Annotated in this window: 23 protein-coding genes, 3 tRNA genes and 1 pseudogene; 22 read left to right on the plus strand and 5 right to left on the minus strand. The window is 66.5% G+C overall.

Annotated features, from left to right (window positions below; genetic code table 11):
• Nucleotides 1–8 precede the first annotated feature (8 nt).
• The 7 genes from ACWAUG_RS08920 to ACWAUG_RS08950 all read left to right on the plus strand — a co-directional run bounded on the left by ACWAUG_RS08920 (nt 9) and on the right by ACWAUG_RS08950 (nt 5,597).
• On the plus strand, nt 9–1,259 hold the full coding sequence (locus tag ACWAUG_RS08920; protein ID WP_460802193.1) for an MFS transporter: 1,251 nt from the start codon (nt 9–11) through the stop codon (nt 1,257–1,259).
• Nucleotides 1,256–2,032, plus strand: coding sequence for a class I SAM-dependent methyltransferase (locus ACWAUG_RS08925; RefSeq protein ID WP_460802194.1), 777 nt, complete (start codon nt 1,256–1,258; stop codon nt 2,030–2,032). The genes ACWAUG_RS08920 and ACWAUG_RS08925 overlap by 4 nt, the downstream gene beginning before the upstream one ends.
• A gap of 12 nt (nt 2,033–2,044) precedes the next feature.
• Complete coding sequence (gene gltX / locus ACWAUG_RS08930; protein WP_460802195.1) at nt 2,045–3,550, plus strand: glutamate--tRNA ligase; 1,506 nt, start codon at nt 2,045–2,047, stop codon at nt 3,548–3,550.
• A gap of 63 nt (nt 3,551–3,613) precedes the next feature.
• On the plus strand, nt 3,614–4,114 hold the full coding sequence (locus tag ACWAUG_RS08935) for a lipocalin family protein (protein ID WP_298038017.1): 501 nt from the start codon (nt 3,614–3,616) through the stop codon (nt 4,112–4,114).
• A 93-nt stretch (nt 4,115–4,207) separates the two neighbouring features.
• Nucleotides 4,208–4,279, plus strand: a tRNA-Gln gene (locus ACWAUG_RS08940).
• A gap of 71 nt (nt 4,280–4,350) precedes the next feature.
• Nucleotides 4,351–4,626 carry a hypothetical protein gene (locus tag ACWAUG_RS08945; protein WP_298038016.1) on the plus strand — a complete coding sequence of 92 codons (276 nt, stop codon included), beginning with the start codon at nt 4,351–4,353 and terminating at the stop codon, nt 4,624–4,626.
• On the plus strand, nt 4,623–5,597 hold the full coding sequence (locus ACWAUG_RS08950) for a DNA topoisomerase IB (protein ID WP_460802196.1): 975 nt from the start codon (nt 4,623–4,625) through the stop codon (nt 5,595–5,597). The genes ACWAUG_RS08945 and ACWAUG_RS08950 overlap by 4 nt, the downstream gene beginning before the upstream one ends.
• A gap of 56 nt (nt 5,598–5,653) precedes the next feature.
• On the opposite strand, the gene ACWAUG_RS08955 is transcribed toward ACWAUG_RS08950, so the two are convergent.
• A complete protein-coding gene (locus tag ACWAUG_RS08955) occupies nt 5,654–5,857 on the minus strand; it encodes a cold-shock protein (protein WP_298038010.1) in 204 nt (67 codons plus the stop codon).
• A 291-nt stretch (nt 5,858–6,148) separates the two neighbouring features.
• On the opposite strand from ACWAUG_RS08955, the gene pepN reads away from it, so the two are divergent.
• Entirely contained in the window at nt 6,149–8,626 is a 2,478-nt protein-coding gene (gene pepN, locus ACWAUG_RS08960; RefSeq protein WP_298038007.1) for an aminopeptidase N, read from the plus strand.
• A 21-nt stretch (nt 8,627–8,647) separates the two neighbouring features.
• Here the strand turns inward: pepN and ACWAUG_RS08965 are convergent, their stop codons facing one another.
• Entirely contained in the window at nt 8,648–9,286 is a 639-nt protein-coding gene (locus ACWAUG_RS08965) for an MBL fold metallo-hydrolase (RefSeq protein ID WP_460802197.1), read from the minus strand.
• Between the two features lie 165 nt (nt 9,287–9,451).
• Between ACWAUG_RS08965 and ACWAUG_RS08970 the strand changes: the two genes are divergently transcribed.
• Nucleotides 9,452–9,527 (plus strand) — tRNA-Glu (locus ACWAUG_RS08970).
• A 146-nt stretch (nt 9,528–9,673) separates the two neighbouring features.
• Nucleotides 9,674–9,746 (plus strand) — tRNA-Glu (locus ACWAUG_RS08975).
• A 156-nt stretch (nt 9,747–9,902) separates the two neighbouring features.
• Here the strand turns inward: ACWAUG_RS08975 and ACWAUG_RS08980 are convergent.
• Nucleotides 9,903–11,564, minus strand: coding sequence for a substrate-binding domain-containing protein (locus tag ACWAUG_RS08980; RefSeq protein ID WP_460802198.1), 1,662 nt, complete (start codon nt 11,562–11,564; stop codon nt 9,903–9,905).
• Nucleotides 11,565–11,892: 328 nt separating this feature from the next.
• On the opposite strand from ACWAUG_RS08980, the gene ACWAUG_RS08985 reads away from it, so the two are divergent.
• The 7 genes from ACWAUG_RS08985 to ACWAUG_RS09015 all read left to right on the plus strand — a co-directional run bounded on the left by ACWAUG_RS08985 (nt 11,893) and on the right by ACWAUG_RS09015 (nt 19,434).
• Nucleotides 11,893–12,906 (plus strand): TerC family protein, encoded by a 1,014-nt coding sequence (locus ACWAUG_RS08985; protein WP_298038990.1) that lies wholly within the window; start codon nt 11,893–11,895, stop codon nt 12,904–12,906.
• 147 nt (nt 12,907–13,053) lie between these two features.
• A complete protein-coding gene (gene leuC, locus ACWAUG_RS08990) occupies nt 13,054–14,514 on the plus strand; it encodes a 3-isopropylmalate dehydratase large subunit (RefSeq protein ID WP_298038992.1) in 1,461 nt (486 codons plus the stop codon).
• A 2-nt stretch (nt 14,515–14,516) separates the two neighbouring features.
• Nucleotides 14,517–15,113 carry a 3-isopropylmalate dehydratase small subunit gene (leuD, locus tag ACWAUG_RS08995; RefSeq protein ID WP_298038994.1) on the plus strand — a complete coding sequence of 199 codons (597 nt, stop codon included), beginning with the start codon at nt 14,517–14,519 and terminating at the stop codon, nt 15,111–15,113.
• Between the two features lie 69 nt (nt 15,114–15,182).
• Nucleotides 15,183–16,556 (plus strand): UDP-N-acetylglucosamine 1-carboxyvinyltransferase, encoded by a 1,374-nt coding sequence (gene murA / locus ACWAUG_RS09000; protein ID WP_298038996.1) that lies wholly within the window; start codon nt 15,183–15,185, stop codon nt 16,554–16,556.
• Nucleotides 16,553–17,317, plus strand: a complete 765-nt coding sequence (locus ACWAUG_RS09005) for a lysophospholipid acyltransferase family protein (RefSeq protein WP_460802199.1) — start codon at nt 16,553–16,555, stop codon at nt 17,315–17,317. Before murA ends, ACWAUG_RS09005 begins: the two co-directional genes overlap by 4 nt.
• A complete protein-coding gene (locus ACWAUG_RS09010) occupies nt 17,307–18,440 on the plus strand; it encodes an NAD(P)H-dependent glycerol-3-phosphate dehydrogenase (protein WP_460802200.1) in 1,134 nt (377 codons plus the stop codon). The genes ACWAUG_RS09005 and ACWAUG_RS09010 overlap by 11 nt, the downstream gene beginning before the upstream one ends.
• Nucleotides 18,346–19,434: a D-alanine--D-alanine ligase family protein gene (locus ACWAUG_RS09015; RefSeq protein WP_460802201.1), complete on the plus strand. Its 1,089-nt coding sequence runs from the start codon at nt 18,346–18,348 to the stop codon at nt 19,432–19,434. The genes ACWAUG_RS09010 and ACWAUG_RS09015 overlap by 95 nt, the downstream gene beginning before the upstream one ends.
• Here ACWAUG_RS09015 and ACWAUG_RS09020 read toward each other — a convergent pair whose 3' ends face one another.
• On the minus strand, nt 19,435–19,944 hold the full coding sequence (locus ACWAUG_RS09020) for a DUF3515 family protein (RefSeq protein ID WP_298039005.1): 510 nt from the start codon (nt 19,942–19,944) through the stop codon (nt 19,435–19,437).
• Nucleotides 19,945–19,967: 23 nt separating this feature from the next.
• Between ACWAUG_RS09020 and thiL the strand changes: the two genes are divergently transcribed.
• On the plus strand, nt 19,968–20,963 hold the full coding sequence (gene thiL / locus ACWAUG_RS09025; protein ID WP_460802202.1) for a thiamine-phosphate kinase: 996 nt from the start codon (nt 19,968–19,970) through the stop codon (nt 20,961–20,963).
• Here the strand turns inward: thiL and rsmD are convergent.
• Complete coding sequence (gene rsmD, locus ACWAUG_RS09030; RefSeq protein WP_460802203.1) at nt 20,933–21,511, minus strand: 16S rRNA (guanine(966)-N(2))-methyltransferase RsmD; 579 nt, start codon at nt 21,509–21,511, stop codon at nt 20,933–20,935. The genes thiL and rsmD overlap by 31 nt on opposite strands.
• Before the next feature lie 44 nt (nt 21,512–21,555).
• Between rsmD and ACWAUG_RS09035 the strand changes: the two genes are divergently transcribed.
• From ACWAUG_RS09035 to rpmF, 4 genes and pseudogenes are all read left to right on the plus strand, one after another.
• Nucleotides 21,556–23,736 (plus strand): ATP-dependent DNA helicase RecG, encoded by a 2,181-nt coding sequence (locus ACWAUG_RS09035; RefSeq protein WP_460802204.1) that lies wholly within the window; start codon nt 21,556–21,558, stop codon nt 23,734–23,736.
• A gap of 25 nt (nt 23,737–23,761) precedes the next feature.
• On the plus strand, nt 23,762–24,259 hold the full coding sequence (gene coaD, locus ACWAUG_RS09040) for a pantetheine-phosphate adenylyltransferase (RefSeq protein WP_298039016.1): 498 nt from the start codon (nt 23,762–23,764) through the stop codon (nt 24,257–24,259).
• 108 nt (nt 24,260–24,367) lie between these two features.
• Nucleotides 24,368–24,862: pseudogene (locus tag ACWAUG_RS09045) on the plus strand (YceD family protein); the annotation flags it as partial.
• Nucleotides 24,863–24,867: 5 nt separating this feature from the next.
• Nucleotides 24,868–25,077 carry a 50S ribosomal protein L32 gene (rpmF, locus tag ACWAUG_RS09050; RefSeq protein WP_441904435.1) on the plus strand — a complete coding sequence of 70 codons (210 nt, stop codon included), beginning with the start codon at nt 24,868–24,870 and terminating at the stop codon, nt 25,075–25,077.
• The last annotated feature ends 14 nt before the right edge of the window (nt 25,078–25,091 follow it).

Below are 25,091 nucleotides of genomic sequence, written 5' to 3' on the forward strand. Positions count from 1 at the left end.
GTCGCCGAATGACGACTGTCGCCGATCAGCGGACGATTCAACGCCGCACGGTCATCGTGCTGTCTATCGGCCAGGTGCTCGGCGGCATCGCGTTCGGTGCGACCGTGTCGCTCGGTGCGTTGCTGGCCGCTGACATCTCGGGTGACGATGCACTCTCCGGTCTGGCCACAGCATCCGTGACGCTCGGAGCCGCGATCTGCGCGATCCCGCTTGCGCGCTTCGCTCAACGCTTCGGCCGTCGGCCGTCGCTGACCCTCGGGAATCTGTTCGCGCTCATCGGCATCGGCATCGTGATCCTGGCCGCGGCGCTGCGGATCTTCCCCCTCCTGCTGGCCGGCATCATCCTGATCGGCGCCGGTAACGCAGGAAACCTGCAGTCCCGATTCGCGGCGACCGATATTGCTCAGCCGCAGCACCGCGGGCGTGACCTGTCGATCGTGGTGTGGGCGACGACGGTCGGTGCCGTCTCCGGCCCGTTGCTGCTCGGGCCGGGGGAGAGCCTCGGTCAGCTGGTGGGGATGCCGCCGCAGACCGGTTCGTACCTCTTCTCGCTGGTCGCCCAGCTCGCGGCTCTGGTTCTGTATCTGATTGCGCTCCGGCCCGATCCGCTTCGTGTCGCTCAGCGCCTCGTCGCCGAGAACGCAGGGGTGATGAGGGTTGTGGAACGCGTCGACCGTCCTCGAGTCGCGCGTTACGCGATGTTCTCGATCGCGGGCGCGCACATCGTGATGGTCTCGGTGATGGCGATGACACCGATCCACCTTTCGCACATGGCGCACGCCGCTCATGGCGGGCACGCGGATGCTGCGGATGTCACGGTGCTCGTCGGATTCACGATCGCCTTCCACGTGGCCGGCATGTACGCGCTTTCTCCCGTCTTCGGCATCCTCGCCGACCGGTGGGGTCGCACGCGGGTCATCGTCCTCGGCCAGATCGTGCTCGCCGCATCCCTCGCCTTCGCGTTCTTCGCCGGAGAGATCGAATGGGGCGTCGTTATCGCCCTGATCCTGCTCGGACTGGGCTGGAGCGCGTCGACCGTGGCCGGTGCGGCCCTGCTCACCGAGGCATCGGCTCCGTCGTTGCGCACGCGCCGCCAGGGTCGCAGCGACTCGCTGATGAGCTTCTGCGGTGCCGGCGGTGCGGTGCTCGCGGGCATCATCATGGCGCGCTTCGAGTACGGCGGGCTGGCGGCGATCGCCGCCGTCGTCGTGGTCGCGGCACTCGTTCTCGCCCCGCTCGGACGGATGCCGCGGGCATGACCGCCTGGGAGGGGACGGGTCGCGCCTATGCGGCGTCCTATGCGGAGCTTTGCGCCGGCACGATTGAGTCCATCGTCGAGGAGCTCGGTGCGGGTCGTGGCCGTCCGGCGCTGGATGTCGGGGCGGGGATCGGGGAACTCGCCGCACGGCTGTCCGCGCACGGGTGGTCTGCGACGGCCGCGGAGCCGGAGTCGTCGATGCGCGTGGTCGCGGGGCATCGGCATCCGCGTCTCTCCCTCGTCGACGCAGCACTGCCGGGCCTCCCGTTCGCGGATGCGTCGTTCGCAGCGGTGACGGCGAACTTCGTGCTGAACCATGTCGATGACCCGCGGCGTTCCGCTGCGGAGTTGCTGCGGGTCGCGGCGCCCGCCGGCGTCGTTGCTGCGAGTATTTGGACCCGCTCCCCGTCCTGGTTCTGGGGCGAGGTGGTCGAGGAGTCGGCGCTGCCTCGTGCAACGGGCGGACGACTGCCGCCGGAAAAGGATTTCGAACGCACAGCCGAGGGGTTCGCATCGATGCTGCGGGCCGCCGGGTGGGCCACCGTGTCCGTGACGGAAGAGGAACGGATTTGGCGCGCGTCCCCCGAGATACTATGGGCGTCCGTGGAGGGCGGTGTGGCTTCGGCGGGCGGGTTCTACCAGCTCCTCGACGGCTCGGCGCGTCTCCGTTTCCGCGCTGCGTTTGACACCGTCTCCGCTCGTTACGACGACGCCGGGACGATCGCACTCGAGCACGTGGCGGCAATCGCTGTGCAGCGGAGGAGCTCCGCGTAGGATTGAGGGGATATGGCTACTCCGCACCCCCTCACCACGACCGCGTCGGGATCCGATGTCCGCGTCCGCTTCTGCCCGTCTCCGACCGGTCTGCCGCACGTCGGCATGGTCCGCACGGCGCTGTTCAACTGGGCCTACGCCCGGCACAACGGCGGCAAGCTCGTGTTCCGCATCGAGGACACCGATGCCGCACGCGACAGCGAGGAGAGCTTCCGGCAGCTCGTCGACGCGCTCACCTGGCTGAAGATCGACTGGGACGAGGGCGTTGAGGTGGGCGGCCCGCACGCGCCGTACCGCCAGTCCGAGCGTCACGACATCTACCGCGGCGTCATCGACAAGCTCATGACGACGGGAGCTCTGTACGAGAGCTACTCGACCGCTGAGGAGATCGACGCGCGCAACGAGGCCGCCGGCCGCGCCAAGCAGCTCGGCTACGACAACTACGACCGCGATCTGACCGATGAGCAGAAGGCCGCGTTCCGGGCCGAGGGGCGTCAGCCGGCGCTGCGCCTGCGCGTGCCCGACGAGGACCTCACCTACGTCGACCTGGTCCGCGGCGAGGTCACCTTCCCCGCGGGCTCCTTCCCGGACTTCGTGGTCGTGCGCCCCAACGGCATCCCGCTGTACACGTTCGTGAACCCCGTCGACGATGCACTGATGGGCATCACCCACGTGCTGCGCGGCGAGGACCTCATGCCGTCGACGGCGCGCCAGCTCGCGCTGTACGCGGCACTGATCGAGGCCGGCGTCACGACGTTCGTGCCCCGCTTCGCGCACATGCCGCTGGTGCTGGGCGAGACCGGCAACAAGAAGCTGTCGAAGCGCGATCCGCAGGCCGACCTGTTCCTGCACCGCGAGCGCGGTTTCATCCACGAGGGTCTGCTCAACTACCTCGCGCTCCTGGGGTGGTCGCTCTCGGCCGATCAGGACGTGTTCTCCCTCGACGAGTTCATCGCGGCGTTCGACATCGAGAACGTCAACCCGAACCCGGCCCGCTTCGATCAGAAGAAGGCCGAGTCGATCAACGGCGACCACATCCGGATGCTGGGGGAGAAGGACTTCGCGGAGCGGATCCTGCCCTACCTCGCAGCAGCCGGTCTGTTCGACGAGCCCACGCACGAGCAGCTCGTGCTCGCCTTCCGTGCTGCGCCGCTGGTTCAGGAGCGCGTTCAGTTGCTCGGTGACGTGCCCGGCATGCTCGGTTTCCTGTTCGTCGATGAGGTCTCCTACGACGCGGATGCTCTGAAGGGCGTTCCCGCGAACGGCGCCGAGGTGCTGGATGCCTGTGTGGCGGCCCTCGAGCCGGTTGAGGCCTTCACGACGGAGAACATCCAGAACGCGCTCTCTGCCGCTCTCATCGAGAACCTCGAGCTGAAGCCGCGTGTGGCCTACGGCCCGCCGCGGGTTGCGATCACCGGTCGGCGCGTTTCGCCCCCGCTGTTCGAGTCGATGGAGCTGCTCGGCAAGGAAGAGTCGTTGCGCCGCCTGCGTGCGCTGTCGCAGCATCTCGCCGCGTAAGCAACCCCCTTCGCGTTCTTGTCCGTCCCGTTTATCGTGGGGCGGACAAGGCGAGGAGGATCAATGTCTGAGGACAACAACGTTCGATCGGTAGAGAGTCTCGATCTGGAGCGCTATCTCGGTCTCTGGTACGAGATCGGCCGTCTGCCGTTGCGCTATGAGGACGACGCGGCCACCAATGTGACAGCCGAATATTCGTTGAACGACGACGGCACTGTCACCGTCGACAACCGCTGTCATGATGAAGACGGCAAGCCGACCCAGGCGCTGGGTCACGCGGTTCCCGATGAGGAGCATCCGGGCCGCCTTCAGGTGACATTCCTCCCCGAGGGTCTGCGGTGGATCCCCTTCACGAAGGCCGACTACTGGGTGCTCCGCATCGATCCCGAGTATCGTCACGCGCTCGTGGGCACGCCGGATCACAAGTATCTGTGGCTGCTCAGCCGTGAGCCTCACATGGATGCCGCCCGGAAGACGGATTATCTGGCGACCGCCCAGGAGCAGGGATATGCCCTGGATTCCTGGATCGAAGCGGGGCAGTCCGGGCGTCGAGTCGAGGTCTGAGACCTCGACTCGCCCGGGAGGTGCGCCACGTTTTGGAGGGATGGCGGATGTCAGGTAAAGTTATATCTCGGTGCGGGGCGCAGTTCCCGCCCATGGGGTATGGTGTAATTGGCAACACAGCGGTTTCTGGTACCGCCATTCTTGGTTCGAGTCCAGGTACCCCAGCAGAGAAAACCCCCGGTTCATCCGGGGGTTTTGTCGTATCCGGACGTGGCGTTCCTCTCCCTCCAACCGAGGTGAGCGGAGAGACCACCCGGGCCGCGACCAGCACCGGCTCGATCACGGACGTCAGTGATGCGGCATCCATGGAGGCCCGCTTCGAGCACATGCGCTGGAACTCGGCGATCTCGACGCTTTCAGAGGACAAGCGGCGAGGAGCAGATCTGTCGGAGATGAGTGTGGTGGCCGACGCAATCGAACTGCGGGAGAAAGTCGCCGCTGCGGCAGTGATCTGTCGTGACGGGAACCCGTCCGGTGGGCGGGGGTCTCAGCGTCTGGAAGCGACGCGATGAGCGCGCCGCGCCGGCTGCCTCTGTCACGGCACATGGTCGACGGCTCGCCGGTCTACTGGGATGGTCGGCGGAAGATCACGCGGGCTCGCGAGATCGCGCGGTTGAACGCCCTCGCCATCCCTCCTGCGTGGACCGACGTCGAGATAGCGCGGACTTCCCGCTCCGCGGTGTTGGCGCGCGGTGTGGACGCAGCGGGACGGACCCAGGCGATCTACAGCCCGGCGCATTGGCGGAAGCAGGAGAAGGCGAAGTACGCCCGGGTGCTGCGGTTCGCGCAACGCCTGCCGCGGCTGCGCAAACAGGTCGACCACGATCTTCGACGGCGCCGGCTGGGAGAGGACAGGGTCATCGCCTGCATCGTCGCGCTGATCGATCAGGAGTTCTTCCGCGTCGGAGGCGCCGAATACGCCCGGAAGCACCGGCATTACGGCGTCACCACGCTCCGTCGCAAGCACATGCGGATCGCTGCGGGCACGGTGACGTTCGATTTCATCGGTAAGAACGGGAGGCGCCATATCAAGAGCGTGCGGGACCCGCGCATCGTACGCGTCGTCGAACAGCTCCAGGAGATGCCGGGATACGAGCTCTTCCGGTTCTTCGACGACGACGGGAACCTCCACGACATCGACAGCAGGCGCGTCAACGCATATGTGAAGAGACACATGGGCGAAGAGTTCTCGGCGAAGGACTTCCGCACGTGGGGCGGGACCCTGCTGACGGCATCCGCGATGCTGGCGGCTGAAAGCGGCGACGACCAGACGAATCTCCGCGATATCGTGACGGGTGTGGCGGAGCGACTGGGGAACACTCCCGCGGTCACGCAGGAGTCATATATCGATCCGCGCGTTCTCGCCGCCTTCGAGGACAGCAGCACGATTGCGCGCCTGCGGCACGCTATGAGCCGGATGACGCCGAAGGCCTATCTCAGCGTCGAGGAGCAGTGCGTGCTGCGGCTGCTTCGACAGCGCTGAGGGGGAAAGCGAAGGCCCGGCTCCGCATGATGCGGAACCGGGCCTCGAAGCTCAGATCAGAGCGAACGGATGTTCGTCGCCTGGGGGCCCTTGGGTCCCTGCTCCGTGTCGAACTCGACCTTCTGCGCTTCCTCGAGGTTGCGGTGTCCGCTGCCCTGGATCGCGCTGAAGTGCGCGAAGACATCTGCGGAGCCGTCATCGGGAGCGATGAAGCCGTAGCCCTTGTCGGAGTTGAACCATTTGACAGTGCCAGTGGCCATGCTGTGTTTCCTTCGGTGTTCGTGGATCGATCGTCGATCCGGTTCGCCGTGACGACATCGCGCCACGGCAGCTTGGGGGTTCTTCGGGGAGCGGCAATATGTGCGGCGTATCGAGCCCGGAGAAGGTGAGGTAGATGAGGGAGGAATGGAAAGCGGCCACCATGCCTCGATGGCATTCGGACCGATGAACGTCCGGAGAGCCCGGCCGTCATCGTGTAACGGGTTCAGCCTAACCGATCCGAGGGTGAATGGTTCCCTGGAGACGGCATCCGCTCATGAAACGATGGGGTCATGAGCTCTGCCAATCTCTCTCGCGAAGAGACCGCCGCGCGATCCGCGTCGGTCACCGTTCACAGCATCCGGGTCGAACTGGACCTCCGTTCGGCGCGTGACCCCGAGCGGACCGGGTTCCGCAGCACGACGACGCTCGCCTTCGATGCGACGACGGATACCACGTGGATCGACTTCATCGGTGAGGCCGTGGAATCGGTCACGGTCAACGGCGCGGCGCGCCCCGTCGACTGGGACGGAGCCCGCGTGCGCGTGTCCGGTCTCACCGCGTCGAACACCGTCGTGATCGACGCGGTGGGCGCATACAGCCGCTCGGGCGAGGGCCTGCACCGATTCGTCGACCCGGTCGATGGTGAGACCTATCTCTACACGCAGTACGAGCCCGCCGACTCGCGGCGCGTCATGGCGTGCTTCGAGCAGCCGGATATGAAGGCGTCGTACACATTCGTCGTGCACGCGCCGGCCGGATGGCACGTCCTGTCGAATCAGAGCCCTGTCGACGTCGCCCTGCTCGGAGAGGCGCAGACCGTGGAGTTCGCGCCCACGCTCCCGCTGTCGAGCTACATCACCTCCGTGGCCGCCGGTCCCTATCACCGGGTCGATGCGGAATGGACGCGCGGGGAGCAGACGATCGCGCTCGGTTTGCTCTGCCGCCCATCGCTGTCGGCGTTCCTCGAGGCCGATGACGTGATCGAGGTCACGAAGCAGGGGCTGGACTTCTTCAGCGACGCGTACGCGTTCCCCTACCCGTGGGGCAAGTACGACCAGATCTTTGTGCCCGAGTACAACCTCGGCGCGATGGAGAACCCGGGCCTGGTTACCTTCACCGAGTCGTACCTCGTGCGCGGCACCGCGACCGATGCGCAGCGGGGGAGCAGGGCGAACACGATCCTGCATGAGATGGCCCACATGTGGTTCGGCGACCTCGTGACGATGCGCTGGTGGGACGACCTGTGGCTCAAGGAGTCGTTCGCCGACTACATGGGCTCGCACGCGTCGTTCGCCGCGACCCGGTACACGGATGCGTGGGAGCGTTTCGCCGCGAATCGCAAAGCCTGGGCGTATCAGCAGGACCAGCTTCCGACGACGCATCCGATCGTCGCCGACATCGCCGACCTCGAAGCGGCGAAGCTGAACTTCGACGGCATCACCTATGCCAAGGGCGCCTCGGTGCTCAAGCAGCTCGTCGCGTTCGTCGGCGAGGAGCATTTCTTCGAGGGTGCGCGCCGCTACTTCGCAGCCCATGCCTACGGCAACACGACGCTCGACGACCTGCTCGTGCAGCTCGAGGCGGTCTCCGGGCGGGACCTGCGCGCGTGGTCTCGCGCGTGGCTCGAGACGAGCGGCATGTCGACGCTGTCTCTCGAGACAGCGCCTGACGGCGCGCGGATGCTGGTGCAGAGCGATCCGCGTCCGCACCGGTTGCGGGTCGGACTCTACGGCCTCGTCGAGGGACGACTGGTGCGCACGGATCAGGCCGAGCTCGACATCCTCGACGGCGAGACTCCGGTCGACCTCGCCGACGCGGACCTCGTGCTGCTCAACGACGACGACCTCACGTACGCGAAGGCGCGCCTCGATGCCCGTTCTGTGGATGCCGCGGAGCAGGCGCTGTCGACATTGGAGCCGCTGCCGCGTGCGCTCGTCTGGTCGTCGCTGTGGAATGCGACCCGCGATGGTGAGCTCCCGTCCGAACGCTACCTCGCGATCGTCGCGGTTCACGCGCCGGCCGAAGCCAACGTGGGTCTGCTGACCGGCGTGATCGCCAATGCCGCCTATACGATCGGCCACTACGTCCCGAGTGAAGCTCGGTCGGCGCAGCGGCGGAGATGGGTGGAGACGACCTGGGCGGCTCTGCAGGCCGCTGCTGCCGGTGGCGACACGCAGATCGCCTGGGCACGCGCCTTCGCCGCGGCATCCGCTCACGATGACTCCCGCGTCGACGACGTTCGCGGTCTTCTTGCAGGCGACGCGCCTGCGGGCCTCCCGCTGGATCCCGACCTGCGCTGGGCGCTGCTGACCGCGCTGCGCACCACCGGGCACGCGACCGGTGACGACATCAGCGCCGAGCTCGAGCGCGACGACACCGCCAGCGGCCGCACTGCCTCGCTCGCGGCGCTCTGGGCGAAGCCGACGGTCGAGTCCCGCACCGTCGGATGGCACGCGGCGTGGCAGGACCTCACCCTCACGAACGATCACCTCAGCGCGACGATGAGCGGTGTGCGCGCCGGAGGGCGCCGCGATCTCATCGCCGACCTCGACGCGGGCTACTTCGAGCGCATCCGCGACGCGTGGGCGCAGCGGAGCATCGAGATCGCGCGTCGCCTCGTCGTCGGGCTATTCCCGGCATCCGACGACCTGACGCTCGTCGACACCTGGCTGGCCGAGAACGACGATGCGCCACGATCGCTGCGCCGTCTCGTGATCGAGCAGCGCGACCACCTCGCCCGCGATCTGCGGGTGCGCGCGGCCCAGTAGGCGCGTCGCCGGGCGGCGCGCTCAGATATCGAGCGTGTCGCCCGGGTCCAGCTCGAAGAACTCGCCGCCGTTCTGCTCGGTGGCCCACTGCAGGCGTTGCCGGTGCATATTGCGACCGATCGTCGACAGGGTCATGTCGTGCGTTCCGAAGGCGCGCTTCGGTTGCACGGCGAGCACGAAGTCCATCGCGTCGCCGATCTTCAGCCACGGGGCGCCCAGGGGAGCTGCGAGCGTGTCGACCGAGACGCCCTCCGGGACCGCATAGGAATCTCCCGGGTAGTAGAGCTGCTCGTTCACGAGAACTCCGACATTCTGAACAAGTGGGAGCGATTCGTGGATGACGGCGTGATCGCCGCCGAAGAATCGCAGTGTGAACGCGCCGACCGTCACGGTATCGCCAGGGTGGACCACGGTTATGTCGTATCCCGAGGCAGCGGCGGCGACGCCAGTGGGGGCGTAGATGGGCAGCCCGGGCACCTGGCGCAGGATCCGGTCGAAGTGCTCCGGGGTCCAGTGGTCGGCGTGCTCATGCGTGATGACCAGGCCGACGACATTGCTGAGGTCTTCCAGGGGACTCGTGAAAGAGCCGGGATCGATGAGGAGGCTCTCTCCGGCCTGGTCGATGCGGAGGGCGGCATGTTCGTGCTTCGTAACGCGCATATGCAGAGTCAAGCGCGTGCCGACCTCTACGGCAACTACGGGAACGTGGCGACGTGCCCGGGAAGCAGGAACAAGGGCCTCGATTTGGCCGGAGCGAAATTCTCGTGTCATACTTTATGAGTCGCCAGCGCGGAGGAAACAAAGCGCCGAAGACAGTACTGATCTGGCCCCATCGTATAGCGGCCTAGTACGCCGCCCTCTCACGGCGGTAACGCGGGTTCGAATCCCGCTGGGGTCACCAGATCCGAAAGCCTCACCCTCGGGTGGGGCTTTCGTTGTTCGTGGGTGGATGCGGTGCCGAGGTCCCGGTGGTCACGAGCACCTGGCCGAGTGTGCGAGAATAGATACTGCTCCGGTCGCGGTCTGATCGCACCGAGCAGCGTGACTGGCCCCATCGTATAGCGGCCTAGTACGCCGCCCTCTCACGGCGGTAACGCGGGTTCGAATCCCGCTGGGGTCACGCAACAGAAAGCCCCCGGTTCCACCGGGGGTTTTCGCATTTTCGATAACACCCGATCCGTTACGGCGGAGGCGCGGCGATAGGGAGAGCGAAGCAAAAGGCCGACGAGGGATTTTCCCTCGTCGGCCTTTCCGCTGCACGGATTCTCCGGATGTGTCAGCTGCAGTACGGGCGGCATCCTCGCTGCGTGACGGCGTCGACGAGCACGGTCGTGATGTCTGCCGGCTGGAGCGCCTGGTAGGCGGCGCCCTCCGTCGCCGCGGCGATCTGCTCGAGCGCGTCCTGATCAGTGTCGGGGCCGTAACCGATCGCGATGACGGGGACCGGGGTGGCCGGGTCGTAGAGCTTCTCGAGTTCCTCGAGCAGGCCGCGCAGGTCGAGTCCGTCATCATCCTCGTTGTAGCCGTCGGTGTTCAGCAGCACGAGGTTGATCTCGCCGGGGACGTAGGTCTCCTTCATGTACTTCACCGCTGCGTACACGCTGTCGTAGAGGCCCGTGCCGCCGCCGACGTAGGTGTGGAGGCTGCTCGCCGTCTCGATGGCGCGCTTCTTGTGCTCGGGATCGCCGAGCGGGCCGAAGGGGAGGACCTCCTGCCAGTCCTGGGCGCCGATGCGGCGGCTGGAGAACGCCCAGACGGCCATGGACGAATCGTCAGACAGGGAGTGGATCGCGCGTACCGCTGCCTGCTCGAACAGGGAGATGCGGGTCTGGCTGCCGTCGACAAGCTGGTTCATCGAACCGGACACGTCGCTGAGCGCGAGCATGCGCGACGGAGCGGTGAGGACGCGCCATGTGCGCAGCACCTCGGCCTGGTTCACGCTGTCCATCGGGGTGATCGCGGCTGCGTCCTCGGAGGACGCGTCGACACCGACGGCGTCGCGCAGGTCGTAGTCCGCCAGGCGATCGCCGGCGGTCTGCATCGCTGCGGAGATCGCGTCGGCGGCGGCGAGGGGGCCCGCGGATGCGCCGGCCGCAGTGACCAGTGGGATGCCGAGCGAGGGCTGGACATCGGCGGGATAGATGGCGACGAGGCCGTCGGCCTCGACGTGCTGACGCAGGGCCTGCTCCGTCGTGACGGCGATGTTTCCGGTGGTCGCCGCGATCTCGAGGGCATCCGCCGTCGTGGGCGCGCCCAGGGCGCGGCTGAGGATGAGGCCGGTGAACGTACGGGCGTCGCCGGCGACCGCGGTCTGCAGCGAGAGCAGCGCGGCCGAGCTGCTGGAGATCCTGGTCGGGTCGGGCAGCGCGGCCTTGATGTCGAGCGCGTCCGGGCGGGTCAGACTGGAGAAGCCGACATCCCGGGACCCGAGGACCTCGGCAACGTCCTCATTCGCGGCGAAGACCACCGGTGTGCTCGCGACGATGTCGCCGACGGCGAGCTCGACCGGGGTTGCGCCGGTCGTCTTCGACTGGGCGGTGACGTAGGAGGGCCACATATCGGAATCCGGAACCCAGATGTCGAACTCGGGGGCGTTGCCCTCGGCCAGGGAATCAGCGGTGACGACGCTGTCCACCTCCGTCACCGACAGAGCGGCGCAGCCATCTGCGGTCTGCGCATCGTCGACGACGGCGCGGAGCGCATCGGCGACGGACGGGTCGGCGATGATGCGCATCCCCTCGGCGATGCATGCCGAGGTCGGAGCATCATCAGCACCGTCCGCGACAGCGGATCGCTTCGTGAAGATAACACTGACGACGACGAGAAGAGCGACTGCGAGGAGGATGCTGACGATGGCCAGGAGAACAGTGTTCCTGCGGCGCCTCGTTACCAGCACGTCATCGTCGTCATCGATCATGGTTGGGGTAATACGACCCATAGGAGTCTCCTAGGAACGGCGGGTTGCACCGCGTGTGGGAGTGCGACATCGTCATCGGGAGGTACGACGTCGTACGTTTAATTCGGGTATCACAGAATTGTATGTCGGGCCCGATAAGTGGGGCAAAGTTCCGGCACGCCTGCTTAATCCGTATTTCGTCCCCGGGGCCATGACTCGGGTAACATCGAACCCGCGAGAGGGAGTATCCCAGATCTCTGCGTCCGTCATCACGAGCACCGACATCGTTGCTCCGGGCGCAGGCCGCGCGAAGCGCGGGGGAGAGACTTTCGGCCGTTTTCCGACTCCTCTCGAAAGGTGCCCCGCACCCGTGAACATTCCTGTGTGGTTCGAGATCACCGCGATGGTGGTCCTCGTCCTCGTCCTCATCGGCGATCTTCTTCTGGTCCGCCTCCGCCCGCACATCCCCTCCACCAAGGAGTCGACACTCTGGGTCGTCTTCTACGTGGGGCTCGCGCTCGTGTTCGCCGGCGTACTGTTCTTCGTGGCCGATGCGCACTTCGCGGCCGAGTTCTTGACCGGCTGGGCGCTCGAATACAGCCTCTCGATCGACAATCTCTTCGTTTTCGTGCTGATCATGGCTCAGTTCTCCGTGCCACGGCGCCTGCAGCAGCAGGTTCTGATGGTCGGCATCCTCATCGCGATCGTCCTGCGCGGCATCTTCATCCTCGCCGGCGTCGCGATCATCGAGAACTTCTCGCCCATCTTCTACCTGTTCGGCGCTTTCTTGATCTGGACGGCGATCAAGCAGGCCATGCCGGAGGGCGATGACGAGGAGCCCAAGCGGGAGAACTTCGTCGTCCGGATGCTTCGGCGCCGGATCGACATCAGCGATGAGTTCGACGGCTCGAAGCTGCGGACGGTCGTCGACGGCAAGAGGATCTGGACCCCGATGATCATGGTGTTCGTCGTGATCGGCGTCACCGACCTCATGTTCGCGATCGACTCGATCCCGGCCATCTTCAGCATCACCCAGAACAGCTTCCTCGTCTTCACCGCGAACATCTTCGCCCTGATGGGGTTGCGTCAGCTCTACTTCCTCCTCGGCGACCTTCTCGACCGCCTGCGCTACCTCCACTACGGCATCGCGGTCATCCTCGGCTTCATCGGCGTCAAGCTCGTGCTGCACGCCATGCACGTCAACGAGCTGCCGTTCATCAACGGCGGCCAGCCCATCGCCTGGGCTCCCGATGTGCCGATCTGGTTGTCCCTCACCGTGATCGTCGCGGCGATGGGCGTCGCGACCGTGGCCAGCCTGATCGCCTCTTCGCGCGACCGTCGTCGCGGACCGGATCAGCTGCACCCCAGCCCGCCCACGCACTGAGCGGTCAATCCGGTCGTCGCCGCGGTGTAAACTGACCGACATGCGGCGTGTGGTTCTTCTTCTTAGCGGCCGCGGCGAGACCTCGTACTAGGCCATCTCGTCGCGGCGTTCAGCGTGGCCGAACCGCCGAATTCTGGAGATATCGACATGACCTCAGCTGATTCCACCGTATTCGCGAGCCGTCCTCGCACCCTCGCCGAGAAGGTCTGGGATGACCATCTCGTCGTCAAGGGCGAGAACGGTGAGCCCGACCTGATCTACATCGACCTGCACCTCGTGCACGAAGTGACCAGTCCGCAGGCCTTCGACGGTCTGCGCACCGAGGATCGGCCGCTGCGCCGCCTCGACCTCACGATCGCGACGGAAGACCACAACACTCCGACGCTCGAGATCGATAAGCCCATCGCCGATCTCACGAGTCGGACGCAGATCGAAACCCTGCGGCGCAACGCCGAGGAGTTCGGCGTGCGCATCCACTCGCTCGGCGATGCCGAGCAGGGCATCGTTCATGTGGTCGGTCCGCAGCTCGGCCTGACCATGCCCGGCATCACGGTCGTGTGCGGCGACTCGCACACCTCGACCCACGGCGCATTCGGCGCGATGGCCTTCGGCATCGGCACCAGCGAGGTCGAGCACGTCATGGCCACCCAGACGCTGCCGCTGAAGCCGTTCAAGACCATGGCGATCACGGTCGACGGCGAGCTCAAGCCCGGCGTGAGCGCCAAGGACATCATCCTGGCGGTCATCGCGAAGATCGGCACCGGCGGCGGACAGGGCTACGTGCTCGAGTTCCGCGGCAGTGCGATCCGGGCCCTCTCGATGGAGGGGCGCATGACGATCTGCAACATGTCGATCGAGGCCGGCGCCCGTGCCGGCATGGTCGCCCCCGATGAGACGACCTTCGCTTACGTCAAGGACAAGCCGCACGCCCCGCAGGGGCAGGACTGGGACGACGCGGTCGCCTACTGGCGGACGCTCCCCACCGATGAGGGCGCCGTCTTCGACGCCGAGGTCTTCATCGACGCCGATGAGCTCGAGCCGTTCGTGACCTGGGGCACCAACCCCGGGCAGGGCAGCTCGCTGTCGGCGGCCGTGCCGAACCCGGCCGACTTCGAGGACCCGAACGAGCGGATCGCCGCCGAGCGGGCGCTCGAGTACATGGATCTGGTTCCCGGAACGCCGCTGAAGGAAGTGCCCGTGGATGCCGTGTTCATGGGGTCCTGCACGAACAGTCGCATCGAGGACCTGCGTGCCTTTGCATCGATCATCAAGGGACGCAAGAAGGCAGAAGGCGTGCGCGTCATGGTCGTGCCCGGTTCCGCGCGGGTGCGCCTGGAGGCCGAGGCCGAGGGCATCGACAAGATCGTCACGGAGTTCGGAGCGGAGTGGCGCTTCGCCGGATGCTCGATGTGCTTGGGCATGAACCCCGATCAATTGGCGCCGGGGGAGCGCTGCGCATCGACCTCGAACCGCAACTTCGAGGGTCGACAGGGCAAGGGCGGTCGCACGCACCTCGTGTCGCCGCTCGTCGCCGCCGCCACCGCGGTGCGCGGAACCCTCTCGAGCCCGAACGACCTCGACGTGCCCGCAGAGCTGGTTGGAGCCTGACCATGGAGAAGTTCACCACCCACACCGGGATCGCCGCTCCGCTGAAGCGCTCGAACGTCGACACGGACCAGATCATCCCCGCGGTGTTCCTCAAGCGCGTCACCAAGACGGGCTTCGATGACGCACTGTTCTACGCCTGGCGACAGGATGAGGACTTCGTGCTCAATCAGCCGGTGTTCCAGGGCGCGTCGGTCCTGGTCGCCGGTCCCGACTTCGGCACCGGATCCAGCCGGGAGCACGCCGTCTGGGCGCTGCGAGACTTCGGCTTCTCTGTCGTGCTGAGCCCGCGCTTCGCGGACATCTTCCGAGGCAACGCCGGCAAGCAGGGCCTGCTCGCGGCAACGATCTCAGAGGAAGACCTCGAACGCATCTGGGCCGAGATCGACGCGAACCCCGGTGCGCAGATCACTGTGAACCTCGAAGAGCGCACGGCCACGATCGGTGAAGTCCATGTCGAGATCGGCGTCGACGATTACACTAGGTGGCGGCTCCTCGAAGGGCTCGATGACATCGGGCTCACGCTGCGCAACGAAGACAAGATCGCTCAGTTCGAGGCGCGCCGCGAGTCGTGGCGCCCACGCACGCTCCCTGTCCGCTGACATCGAGCACACCGTGAGTCGGGGCATCCGCCCCAGCGGCCTGGGGCCGCGACTGTGAATACCGAAGCGATGCCGTGTGACGTCCGTCGCGCGTGCAGAGCCTCAGGATGGAGTCCTGTTTTGACCGGAGATGTACTGGCGATCCGTGGCGGCCGACCGTTGCGCGGGCGCGTCGATGTGATCGGCGCGAAGAACCTCGTGACCAAGGCGATGGTGGCCGCACTCCTCGGTGAAGACGCCAGCATCCTGCGCGATGTGCCGAACCTCAGCGATGTCGCTGTCGTCCGCTCTCTGCTCGAGGTTCACGGGGTCCGCGTCTCCGAGGGAGATGAGCCGGGTTCCCTCGTGCTGGATCCGAGCGATGTCGAGTCCGCCCACATGGAGGAGATCGACGCGCATGCGGGTGCATCGCGCATTCCGATCCTGTTCTGCGGACCGCTTCTGCACCGTCTCGGCGAGGCGTTCATCCCTGACCTCGGGGGCTGCCGCATCGGCGACCGTCCGATCGACTTCCACCTGGATGCGCTGCGCAAGTTCGGCGCGGTCGTCGAGAAGCTGCCCAGCGGCATCCGACTGTCCACGCAGGGCGGACGACTCCACGGTGCGAACATCCATCTGCCCTACCCGAGTGTGGGGGCGACGGAGCAGGTGCTGCTCACCGCCGTCCGCGCCGAGGGCATCACCGAGCTGCGCAACGCCGCCATCGAGCCCGAGATCATGGATCTGATCGCGCTTCTGCAGAAGATGGGCGCGATCATCTCCTACGAGCCGAACCGCGTCATCCTCATCGAGGGCGTCGAGCACCTGCGCGGCTACGACCACCGGTCGATCTTCGACCGCAACGAGGCCGCGTCCTGGGCATCGGCGGCTCTCGCGACCGACGGTGAGATCTTCGTCGGCGGTGCACGTCAGCAGGAGATGCTCACGTTCCTCAACGTGTTCCGCAAGGCCGGCGGATGGTTCGACATCCAGGAGGACGGCATCCTGTTCCGTCGCGATGGGGAGATCAAGCCCGTCGTGGTCGAGACCGATGTCCACCCCGGATTCATGACCGATTGGCAGCAGCCGCTCGTTGTCGCTCTGACTCAGGCCAACGGCCGTTCGGTGGTCCACGAGACCGTGTACGAGAACCGCATGGGATTCACGGACGCGCTCGTGAAGATGGGCGCCGACATCGTCGTGCACCCGCACGGACTCCAGGACGGGCCGCGCCGCGTGCCGCGTCGCGAGCTCGAACAGGCTGCCGTCATCACCGGACCCACGCCGCTGAGAGGTGCCGACATCGTCGTGCCCGATCTTCGCGGCGGCTACAGCCACGTGATCGCCGCGCTCACCGCGACCGGCGAGTCGAAGGTCTCCGGTGTCGACATCCTCAGCCGCGGCTACGAGAAGTTCCTCGAGAAGCTCGAGGCCGTCGGCGCCGACTTCGACGTCATCGGGTGATTCCGGTGGCTTCCCGGTCATCGGAGAGGGCACGCCCGAGTCTGTTCTGGCTTCTGGCGGTGCTCGTCGTGCCCTTCGTGTCCTTCGTCGCGAAGCTCCGCTTCCGCGGGCGCGAAAAGCTCCCGGCGACGGGCGCGTTCGTGCTCGCTCCGAACCACTACTCGGAGTTCGATCCGTTGGTCGTCGCCGTCGCCGTCTGGCGGCTGGGACGTCTACCGCGGTTCATGGCGAAGGAGAGCCTGTTCCGTGTTCCGGTTCTCGGGTGGGCGCTCACGCGCACCGGGATGGTTCCCGTCGCACGATCGTCGTCGCGCACGGCCGCAGCGCAGACGATCGCGCAGTCGCGCGCACTCGTCGAGAACGGCCGGGGCGTCATCGTCTACCCCGAGGGCACGTTGACTCGCGACCCCGATCTATGGCCCATGCGCGGCAAGTCGGGCGCTGTTCGACTGGCGATGGCCGGCGACATTCCGCTGATCCCGATGGCTCAGTGGGGTACGCAGGAGATCATGGGCCGTTACTCGAAGGGCTTGAAGCTCTGGCCTCCGCGCAAGCGTGTTCAGATCAGCATCGGAGACCCCGTCGACATCAGCGACTTGGTCGGCAAGGAGCATGATCAGGCGGCGGTCACCGAGGCCACGGAACGGCTCATGGCCGCCATCACGGCACTGCTCGAGGATCTCCGCGAGGAGAAGGCCCCGTCGAAACGCTGGAATCCTGCCGATCACGGACAGAAGGAGACGGGTCGCCTTGACTCCTAAACCGATCGCATCCGATGGGCCCCGTGTCGCAGTCATCGGCTCCGGAAGCTGGGGGACGACCTTCGGCAAGATCCTGGCCGACGGGGGCGCGCACGTCACGATGTGGGCGCGGCGCCCCGAGCAGGCGCTCGAGATCGCCGAGGCCAAGCGCAATTCGAAGTACCTCCCCGGCATCAATCTGCCGCGCAGCATGGGCGCGACGCATGAACTCTCACGTGCGCTCGACGGCGTGGACCAGGTCTACCTCTCGGTGCCCAGCCAGTCGCTGAGGGAGAACCTCAAAGCCGTGCGCCCGCTTCTCGCGGACCGGGAGATTCCCATCATCAGCTTGATGAAGGGCGTCGAGCGCTCCTCGGGCCTGCGGATGAGTCAGGTCATCGAGCAGGAGCTGCGGTGCGATCCGAATCGGATCGCCGTGGCATCCGGACCGAACCTCGCCCTTGAGATCGCCCGGGAGCAACCCACCGCCGCGGTCATCGCGTCGCCCAGTCAGGACACCGCCGATACCGCCGCGCGGGCTGCGCGCAATCGTTACTTCCGCACGTTCGTGAACACCGATGTCATCGGAACCGAGTTCGGCGGCGTGCTGAAGAACCTCATCGCGGTCGCGATCGGCATCGTCGACGGCGTCGGATACGGCGAGAACACCAAGGCGTCGATCATCACACGCGGACTCGTCGAGATGACGGACTTCGCAGTGGCGAACGGCGCGCAGCCGGAGACCCTGCAGGGTCTGGCCGGCCTCGGTGATCTCATCGCCACGTGCCAGTCGCCGCTGAGCCGCAACAACACGGCCGGGCGCCTGCTCGGGCAGGGATACAGCTATCAGGACGTCATCAAGCAGATGAACCAGACCGCGGAGGGGCTGGCATCCGTCGCCCCGATCCTGCAGCTGGCTCATGAAGCAGACGTGCACATGCCGATCGTGGAGCAGGTGAAGATGGTGCTCGACGGGAAGATGAACCCGCGCGACATCGCTCCGCATCTGACCACGGACGACGACACTCCCCAGGAGGAGAGAACCAATCATGGACAAGCAGACGGTGGCGGTGCTCTTCGGCGGGCGTTCCAGCGAGCACTCCATCAGTTCCGCAACGGCGGGCGGAGTGCTGCAGGCGATTGATCGCGATCGCTTCGATGTGATCCCGGTCGGGATCACCCGTGCGGGCGCGTTCGTCCTCGAGCAGGATGACGCGGCGAAGTTCGCGTTGAACGCCGAGAGCATGCCCGAGGTGCTCGACAACGGTTCGCGTGTGCTGTGGCCTCAGCCGGACGGCGACCGCACGCTGCGTGTGGTGCATGCCGATGGCTCGGTGACCGACCACGGCGAGATCGACGTCGTACTGCCGCTGCTGCACGGGCTGCACGGCGAGGACGGAGCCATTCAGGGCTTCTTCGACGTGCTCGAGATCCCCTATGCGGGGTGCGGGATTCTGGATTCCGCGGTCAGCCTCGACAAGCACTTCACGAAGCTCGCCCTGTCGTCGGCCGGCATTCAGGTGGCGTCCGGCATCACGGTGCGTCATCGCGAGTGGACGCAGGATGCCGCGGCTGTGCGCGCCCGGATCGCGGAGCTCGGCGACACGGTGTTCGTGAAGCCGGCCAGCGCCGGCTCGAGCGTCGGAGTCTCGAGGGTCGTCGATGGCGAGGGAATCGATGAGGCTCTGCGCATCGCCTTCGCGGAGGACCCGAAGGTGCTCGTGGAGACGAGCATCACGGGTCGGGAGATCGAGGTCGGTGTCCTCGCCGGACGCAACGGCTCTCCGGCGCGTGCATCGCTTCCCGGCGAGGTCGTGCTGACGACCCGCGATTTCTACGACTTCGAGGGCAAGTACCTCGGTGGTGATGGGGTCGAGATCGTCTGTCCGGCCGATATCGACGCATCGTTGATCGAGCGTCTGCGTGAGACGGCGCTGCGCGCTTTCGAGGCCGTCGATGGTCAGGGGCTCGCACGTGTCGATTTCTTCGTCACCCCGCAGGGCGAGCTGATCGTCAACGAGCTCAACACGATGCCCGGCTTCACGCCGATCTCCATGTTCCCGAAGTGCTGGGTCGCATCCGGCCTGAGCTATACCGACCTGATCACCGAACTCATCGAGGGCGGCCTCGGACGCTGATCAGTCGAGCAGCTGTTCGGCCGCTTCCTCGTCGATCTCGTCCGGTGTCGTGCACTCGTTCGTCGCGGGGATCGAGGTCACGGCGCCGACGATTCCGCGACTGCTGATGACATCGTTGGAGCTGACGACGCCGGTGTCGACGTACAGCTGCACGGCGGGTTCGCGGCCGTAGGTCGTCAGCCGCAGCTTCGGGGTGTCGGTGGCGTCGACGAGCCAGTCGACGCCCTCCATCGTCACGCACTGCAGTTCGCTGGTGGGCGCGGGCTTGTCGAGTCCGCAGGTCAGCAGGATCGACGAGGTCGGCGATCCCCAGGCGGCGGTGGCCTGGGCATCGGTCCAGCGGCGCTCTTGCTCGGCGACGGAGTTTACGGTCTTCAGGCTGACCATGACTTCGGCGCACAGGGGGTTGTTCGAATCGGCGGCCGGCTCGAGGTGCACGGTGCTCGAGCACCCGGCAAGCATGGCGGCCCCGAGCAGGACGACGGCGGGTGCGGCGAGACGGCGGAGCATGCTTCCAGGCTACCGTTGGGACTATGTCCATTCGCTCAACAGACTTCGACCCCTGCCTGGGCGATATCTCGGAGGGAACCGTGCTTCGCGCGATCCTCGAGCGCACGGGCGATGCCTCGTATGCGTTGCTCGGCCCGGGAGACGACGCTGCAGTCATTTCGGCTCCATCGGGCTCCGTCGTCGCGACGACGGATACGCTCGTGCACGGCCCGGACTTCCGGCTGGCCTGGTCGAACGGATTCGATCTCGGCTGGAAGTCGGCCGCGGTGAATCTCTCCGATGTGGCGGCGATGGGCGCGCGTCCGACGGCGCTGCTCGTGGCGTTGGCGGTTCCTCGGGAGACACGGCTGTCGTTCGTGGAGCGGATGGCGGAGGGCTTTCGCGCGGCGTGCGATGCGCTCGCGCCCGGTTGCGCTGTGGTCGGGGGAGACCTCACGGTCTCGGATACCCTGACGGTCGCGGTGACCGCGCTCGGTGATCTCGAGGGCCGTGCCGCGGTGACGCGCTCCGGTGCCCGTGCGGGTGATGTGGTGGCGATCGCAGGGAACATGGGTGTCTCGGCGCGGGGTCTGTCGCTGCTCTTCGAACGGTTCCGAACCGACGGTGAGCCGGTTCCGGTGGACGCAACGGTTCTGGATGCCGGCGAGCTCGGTGCCGTCGCCGCTCAGCTGCGTCCGGAGCCGCCGATCTCTCTGGGTCCGGTCGCGGCCCGTGCCGGTGCGACGGCCATGATGGACGTCTCGGACGGCCTGGTTCTGGATGCGGGGCGCATGGCGACAGCATCCGGCATCACGATCGACATCGATTCGGCGACGCTGGGGGAGAATCCGCAGCGGGCGCTCTCCGGCGGAGAGGACCATGCTCTGCTCGCGACGTTCCCGGCCGGTGCCGTTCCTGAAGGTTTCCGGGTGATCGGCGCGGTCCGCCCGCGGCGGGAGCACGGTGTGCTCTGCGACGGTGAAGCTGTGGACACCGCCGGCTGGGATCCCTATCGGGACTGGGACTCGTCGACGGGCTGAGCCCACCACATCGCCGTGTCTCCGTAGGTCTTCTCGCGGAAGATCTCGAGACCGGCGGCGGAGACATCGGGCGGTGTCGCACGGCTGCCGCGTTCGATCACGACGACGGCATCGGGTGACAGCCGTGGCGCGAGAGCGATGAGGTCGCCCGTCATGGCGTCATCGCTGAGGTCGTAGGGCGGGTCGGTGAAGACGAGGTCCCACGTGCGCTCGGCTCGCTTGAGGAACGTCTGGACGGCACTTTCGTGGACACGGGCGGATGCTTCACCCATCGCCTTCGCCACGGCATCCGCGTTCTTGCGGATGACGGATGCCGCGGGGCGCGATTTCTCGACGAGATCCAGTGACACGGCGCCGCGGCTGAGGGACTCGAGGCCCAGGGCGCCGGAGCCGGCGTACAGATCGAGCGCGCGCGCACCGGTGAGAGCATCCATCGACTCCAACGCGCCGAACAAAGACTCGCGCACACGGTCGCTCGTGGGTCGGGTGCCGCTGCCGGGCACGTCCAAGCGCACGCCGCGCGCTGCTCCTGCGATGATCCTCGTCACCTGTTCAGCCTATGGGTGTCTGTGACCTTCTCTAGACTTCAGACATGTCGTTCTCCCTCGATACCGCTCTGCCCGAGGCCATCGGCCAGGGGCCGGCGAAGAAGCTCGAGCGCGCCTTCGGCATGCAGACCCTGGGCGATCTGCTGGCGCACTACCCGCGTCGCTATGCCGACGCCGCCGAGCTCACGCCGATCCGCGAGCTGCCGATCGGCGAGACCGTGACGATCGTCGCCGAGGTGCTGTCGTCGTCGGCGCGCATGATGCGCAACCGCAACGGCGCGATGACGGACGTGATCATCGGCGATGGGCACGGGCGCGTGTCCCTGATGTTCTTCGCCAAGAACCTGGGCCAGGCCGAGTGGCGGCGCGATGAGCTGCGCCCCGGCCGTCGAGGCGTGTTCTCCGGCAAGGTGAGCGCCTTCAACGAGGTCACCCAGTTCTCTCATCCGCAGTACGAGCTCTTCGATGACGATGAGGATCGCAAGGCGCAGGTCGAGGAACGGGCCCACCGACCCATCCCCATCTACCCGGCCACGGCGACGATTGCGAGCGCGCAGCTGCGGGAGATCATCGAATCGGTGCTGACGAAGCTCGGCGATGTGCCCGACCCGTTGCCGGCCGACGTGCGCGAGGCCAACGGCCTTCTCGATGCGCGCACCGCGTTGATCCAGGTGCACCGGCCCGAGACGAAGACCGACGTCGATCCCGCGGTGCGCACCCTGCGGATGCACGAGGCGCTCGTCCTGCAGACAGCGCTCCTGCAGCAGCGCGAGGCCGTCCGCTCTCTGAACGCGACGGCGCGCCCGGCCGGCGCCGGAGGGCTGCTCGAGAGATTCGACGCGGCCTTGCCGTACACGCTGACTCCCGACCAGCAGACGGTCGGTGACCAGATCTCCGACGACCTGATCGGAACGTGGCCGATGAACCGGCTCGTGCAGGGAGAGGTCGGCTCCGGCAAGACGCTCGTCGCCCTTCGGGCCATGCTGCAGGTGGCCGAGAGCGGCGGGCAGTCGGCGCTGATCGCCCCGACCGAGGTGCTCGCGGGTCAGCACCTGCGATCGATCACGAAGATGCTGGGCCCTGACCTGTCGGCGCAGCTCATGCCGACTCTGCTCACCGGACAGATGCCGGCCGCGGAGCGGCGAAGAGCTGCGTTGCGCGTCGCGTCCGGGCAGGCGCTGATCGTCGTGGGCACGCACGCCCTGCTGGGGGAGAAGACGACATTCGCCGACCTGGGTTTCGTGGTCGTCGATGAACAGCACCGCTTCGGCGTCGAGCAGCGTGAGGCGCTCCGCGCCAAGGGATCCAGCCCTCATGCGCTCGTCCTCACCGCGACGCCGATCCCGCGCACGGTCGCCATGACGGTGTTCGGCGACCTCGATACGTCGGTGATTCGTACGATGCCCGCCGGCCGTGCCGGCATTCAATCCTTCGTCGCGCCTCTCGCGGAGCATCCCGCATGGTGGCACCGCGTGTGGGAACGGGCCTCGGAGGAGATCGCGCTCGGGCGCCAGGTCTTCGCCGTGTGCGCCGCGATCGACACGACGACGAAATCTGGCGGGCAGGAGGATGCTGCAGCGCTCCTGCCTTCCGAAGAAGGAGGAACCGGCCCGCGCTGGGGCGTCGTCCAGCTGGAGGCCGCCCTTGCGACGCATCCGACGATCGGCGGACTGCGACGCGCCGTTCTGCACGGCAAGATGCCCTCCGATGAGAAGGACGCCATCATGCAGTCCTTCGCCCGTGGCGAGATCGATGTGCTGATCGCGACGACCGTCATCGAGGTCGGCGTCGACGTGCCCAATGCCTCGACCATGATCGTTCTGGACGCCGATCGCTTCGGGGTGTCTCAGCTGCATCAGCTGCGCGGTCGCGTCGGGCGCGGCGGCGTGCCGGGGCTCTGTCTGCTCGTGACCGAGACGGAAGAGGACTCGCTCGCCCGTGAGCGTGTCGATGCCGTCGCAGCCACTCTCGACGGATTCGCGCTTGCAGAGGTCGACCTCGAGCTTCGGGGAGAGGGCGATGTTCTCGGAGCCAACCAGTCGGGCGTTCGGTCATCGTTGCGGTTGCTGCGAGTCGTCAAGGACTCGAAGCTCATCGCCCGTGCGCGCGAGCTGGCGGAGGAGATTCTTCATCACGACCCGCAGCTGGCGGAGCATCCGGATCTTCGCGATGCCATCGCCAGACGGGTGAGCGACGAGGATCGCGCCGCTCTCGCGAAGAACTGACGAGGGGTGCAATAGGCTGATTTCCATGAGCAGCCGGATCGCCGTCGTCCCGGGGTCTTTCGACCCGCCCACCCTCGGTCACCTCGACGTCATCCGTCGGGCGGCGAAGCTGTACGACGAGCTCCACGTCCTGGTCGTGCACAACCCCGGAAAAGAGGCAATGCTGCCGATCGCGCAGCGTTTGTCTCTGCTGGAGCAGTCCATCGAGGAAGACGGCATGGGCGGCAACATCGTGGTCGGATCCTGGAGCATGGGGCTTCTCGTCGACTATGCGCGCGATGTGAACGCGGGAGTGCTCGTGAAGGGCATCCGTTCGCAAATCGATGTCGCCTACGAATCGCCCATGGCGATCGTCAACCGCCATCTCGCAGACATCGAGACGGTGTTCCTGCTGCCTGACCCCGCCCACGCCATGGTGTCGAGCTCTCTCGTGCGTCAGGTCGCCGGTCTTGGCGGCGATGTCGCTCCTTTCGTGCCGCGTGCTGTGGCGGCTTTCCTCGACACTGGCGCACGCGGGCTCTGAGATACCGGCCCCGCGCTCAGGTGCGGCCGGTAGCATGAAGGTGTGAAGACCCGATTCAACGGCCCCTTCGTGGTGCCGGTCCGAGACATCGTTCGACACCCCGGTGAGATGCGTGAGCATCAGATCACGGTTCCTCTGGCTGAACGCTGGGGTGAGGGGATCGTCACTTTCGACGCCGGCACCGAGGTCGATCTCGATGTCCGTCTCGAATCTGTCCACGAGGGCATTCTCGTCTCCGGAACGGCGGATGCCGAGTACTCCGGAGTCTGCGGACGATGCCTCACGGAGATCGTCCGGCCTGTCGAAGTCGAGTTCCAGGAGCTTTTCGCGTATCCTGGTGAGGAAGAGACTGACTTCGAAGTTCAAGACAACCACGTGGATCTTGAAATTCTTGTCAGGGAAGCCGCCGTCATGGCGCTTCCTTTTCAGCCGGTGTGTCAGCCGGATTGCCTCGGACTCGATCCGGTTACAGGCGAGCGGCTGACCGAAAGCGCCGGAGTGGAGGCAGACGCTCCCATCGATCCTCGATGGAGTGCGCTCCAGCAGATCACAGACCAGGGGAGTGCGGCAGACCGTCGTGCTCCTGAGAACACAGAAGAGAGTAAGCCATGGCCGGTAACCCCCCGAAGCGCAAGGTTTCCCGTTCCAACACCCGCTCGCGTCGCGCGCAGTGGAAGGCGGCCCCGATCGCCCTCGTGAAGACGGAGGAGAACGGCAAGACCGTTTACAGCCGTCCGCACCAGGCGAAGGTCGTCACCGACTCGCAGGGCACCGAGCTGTTCCTCGAGTACAAGGGCCGCAAGGTCGCTGACGTCTGAGTCGCGGTCTCACG

Source organism: Microbacterium sp. GXF6406, assembly GCF_054798215.1.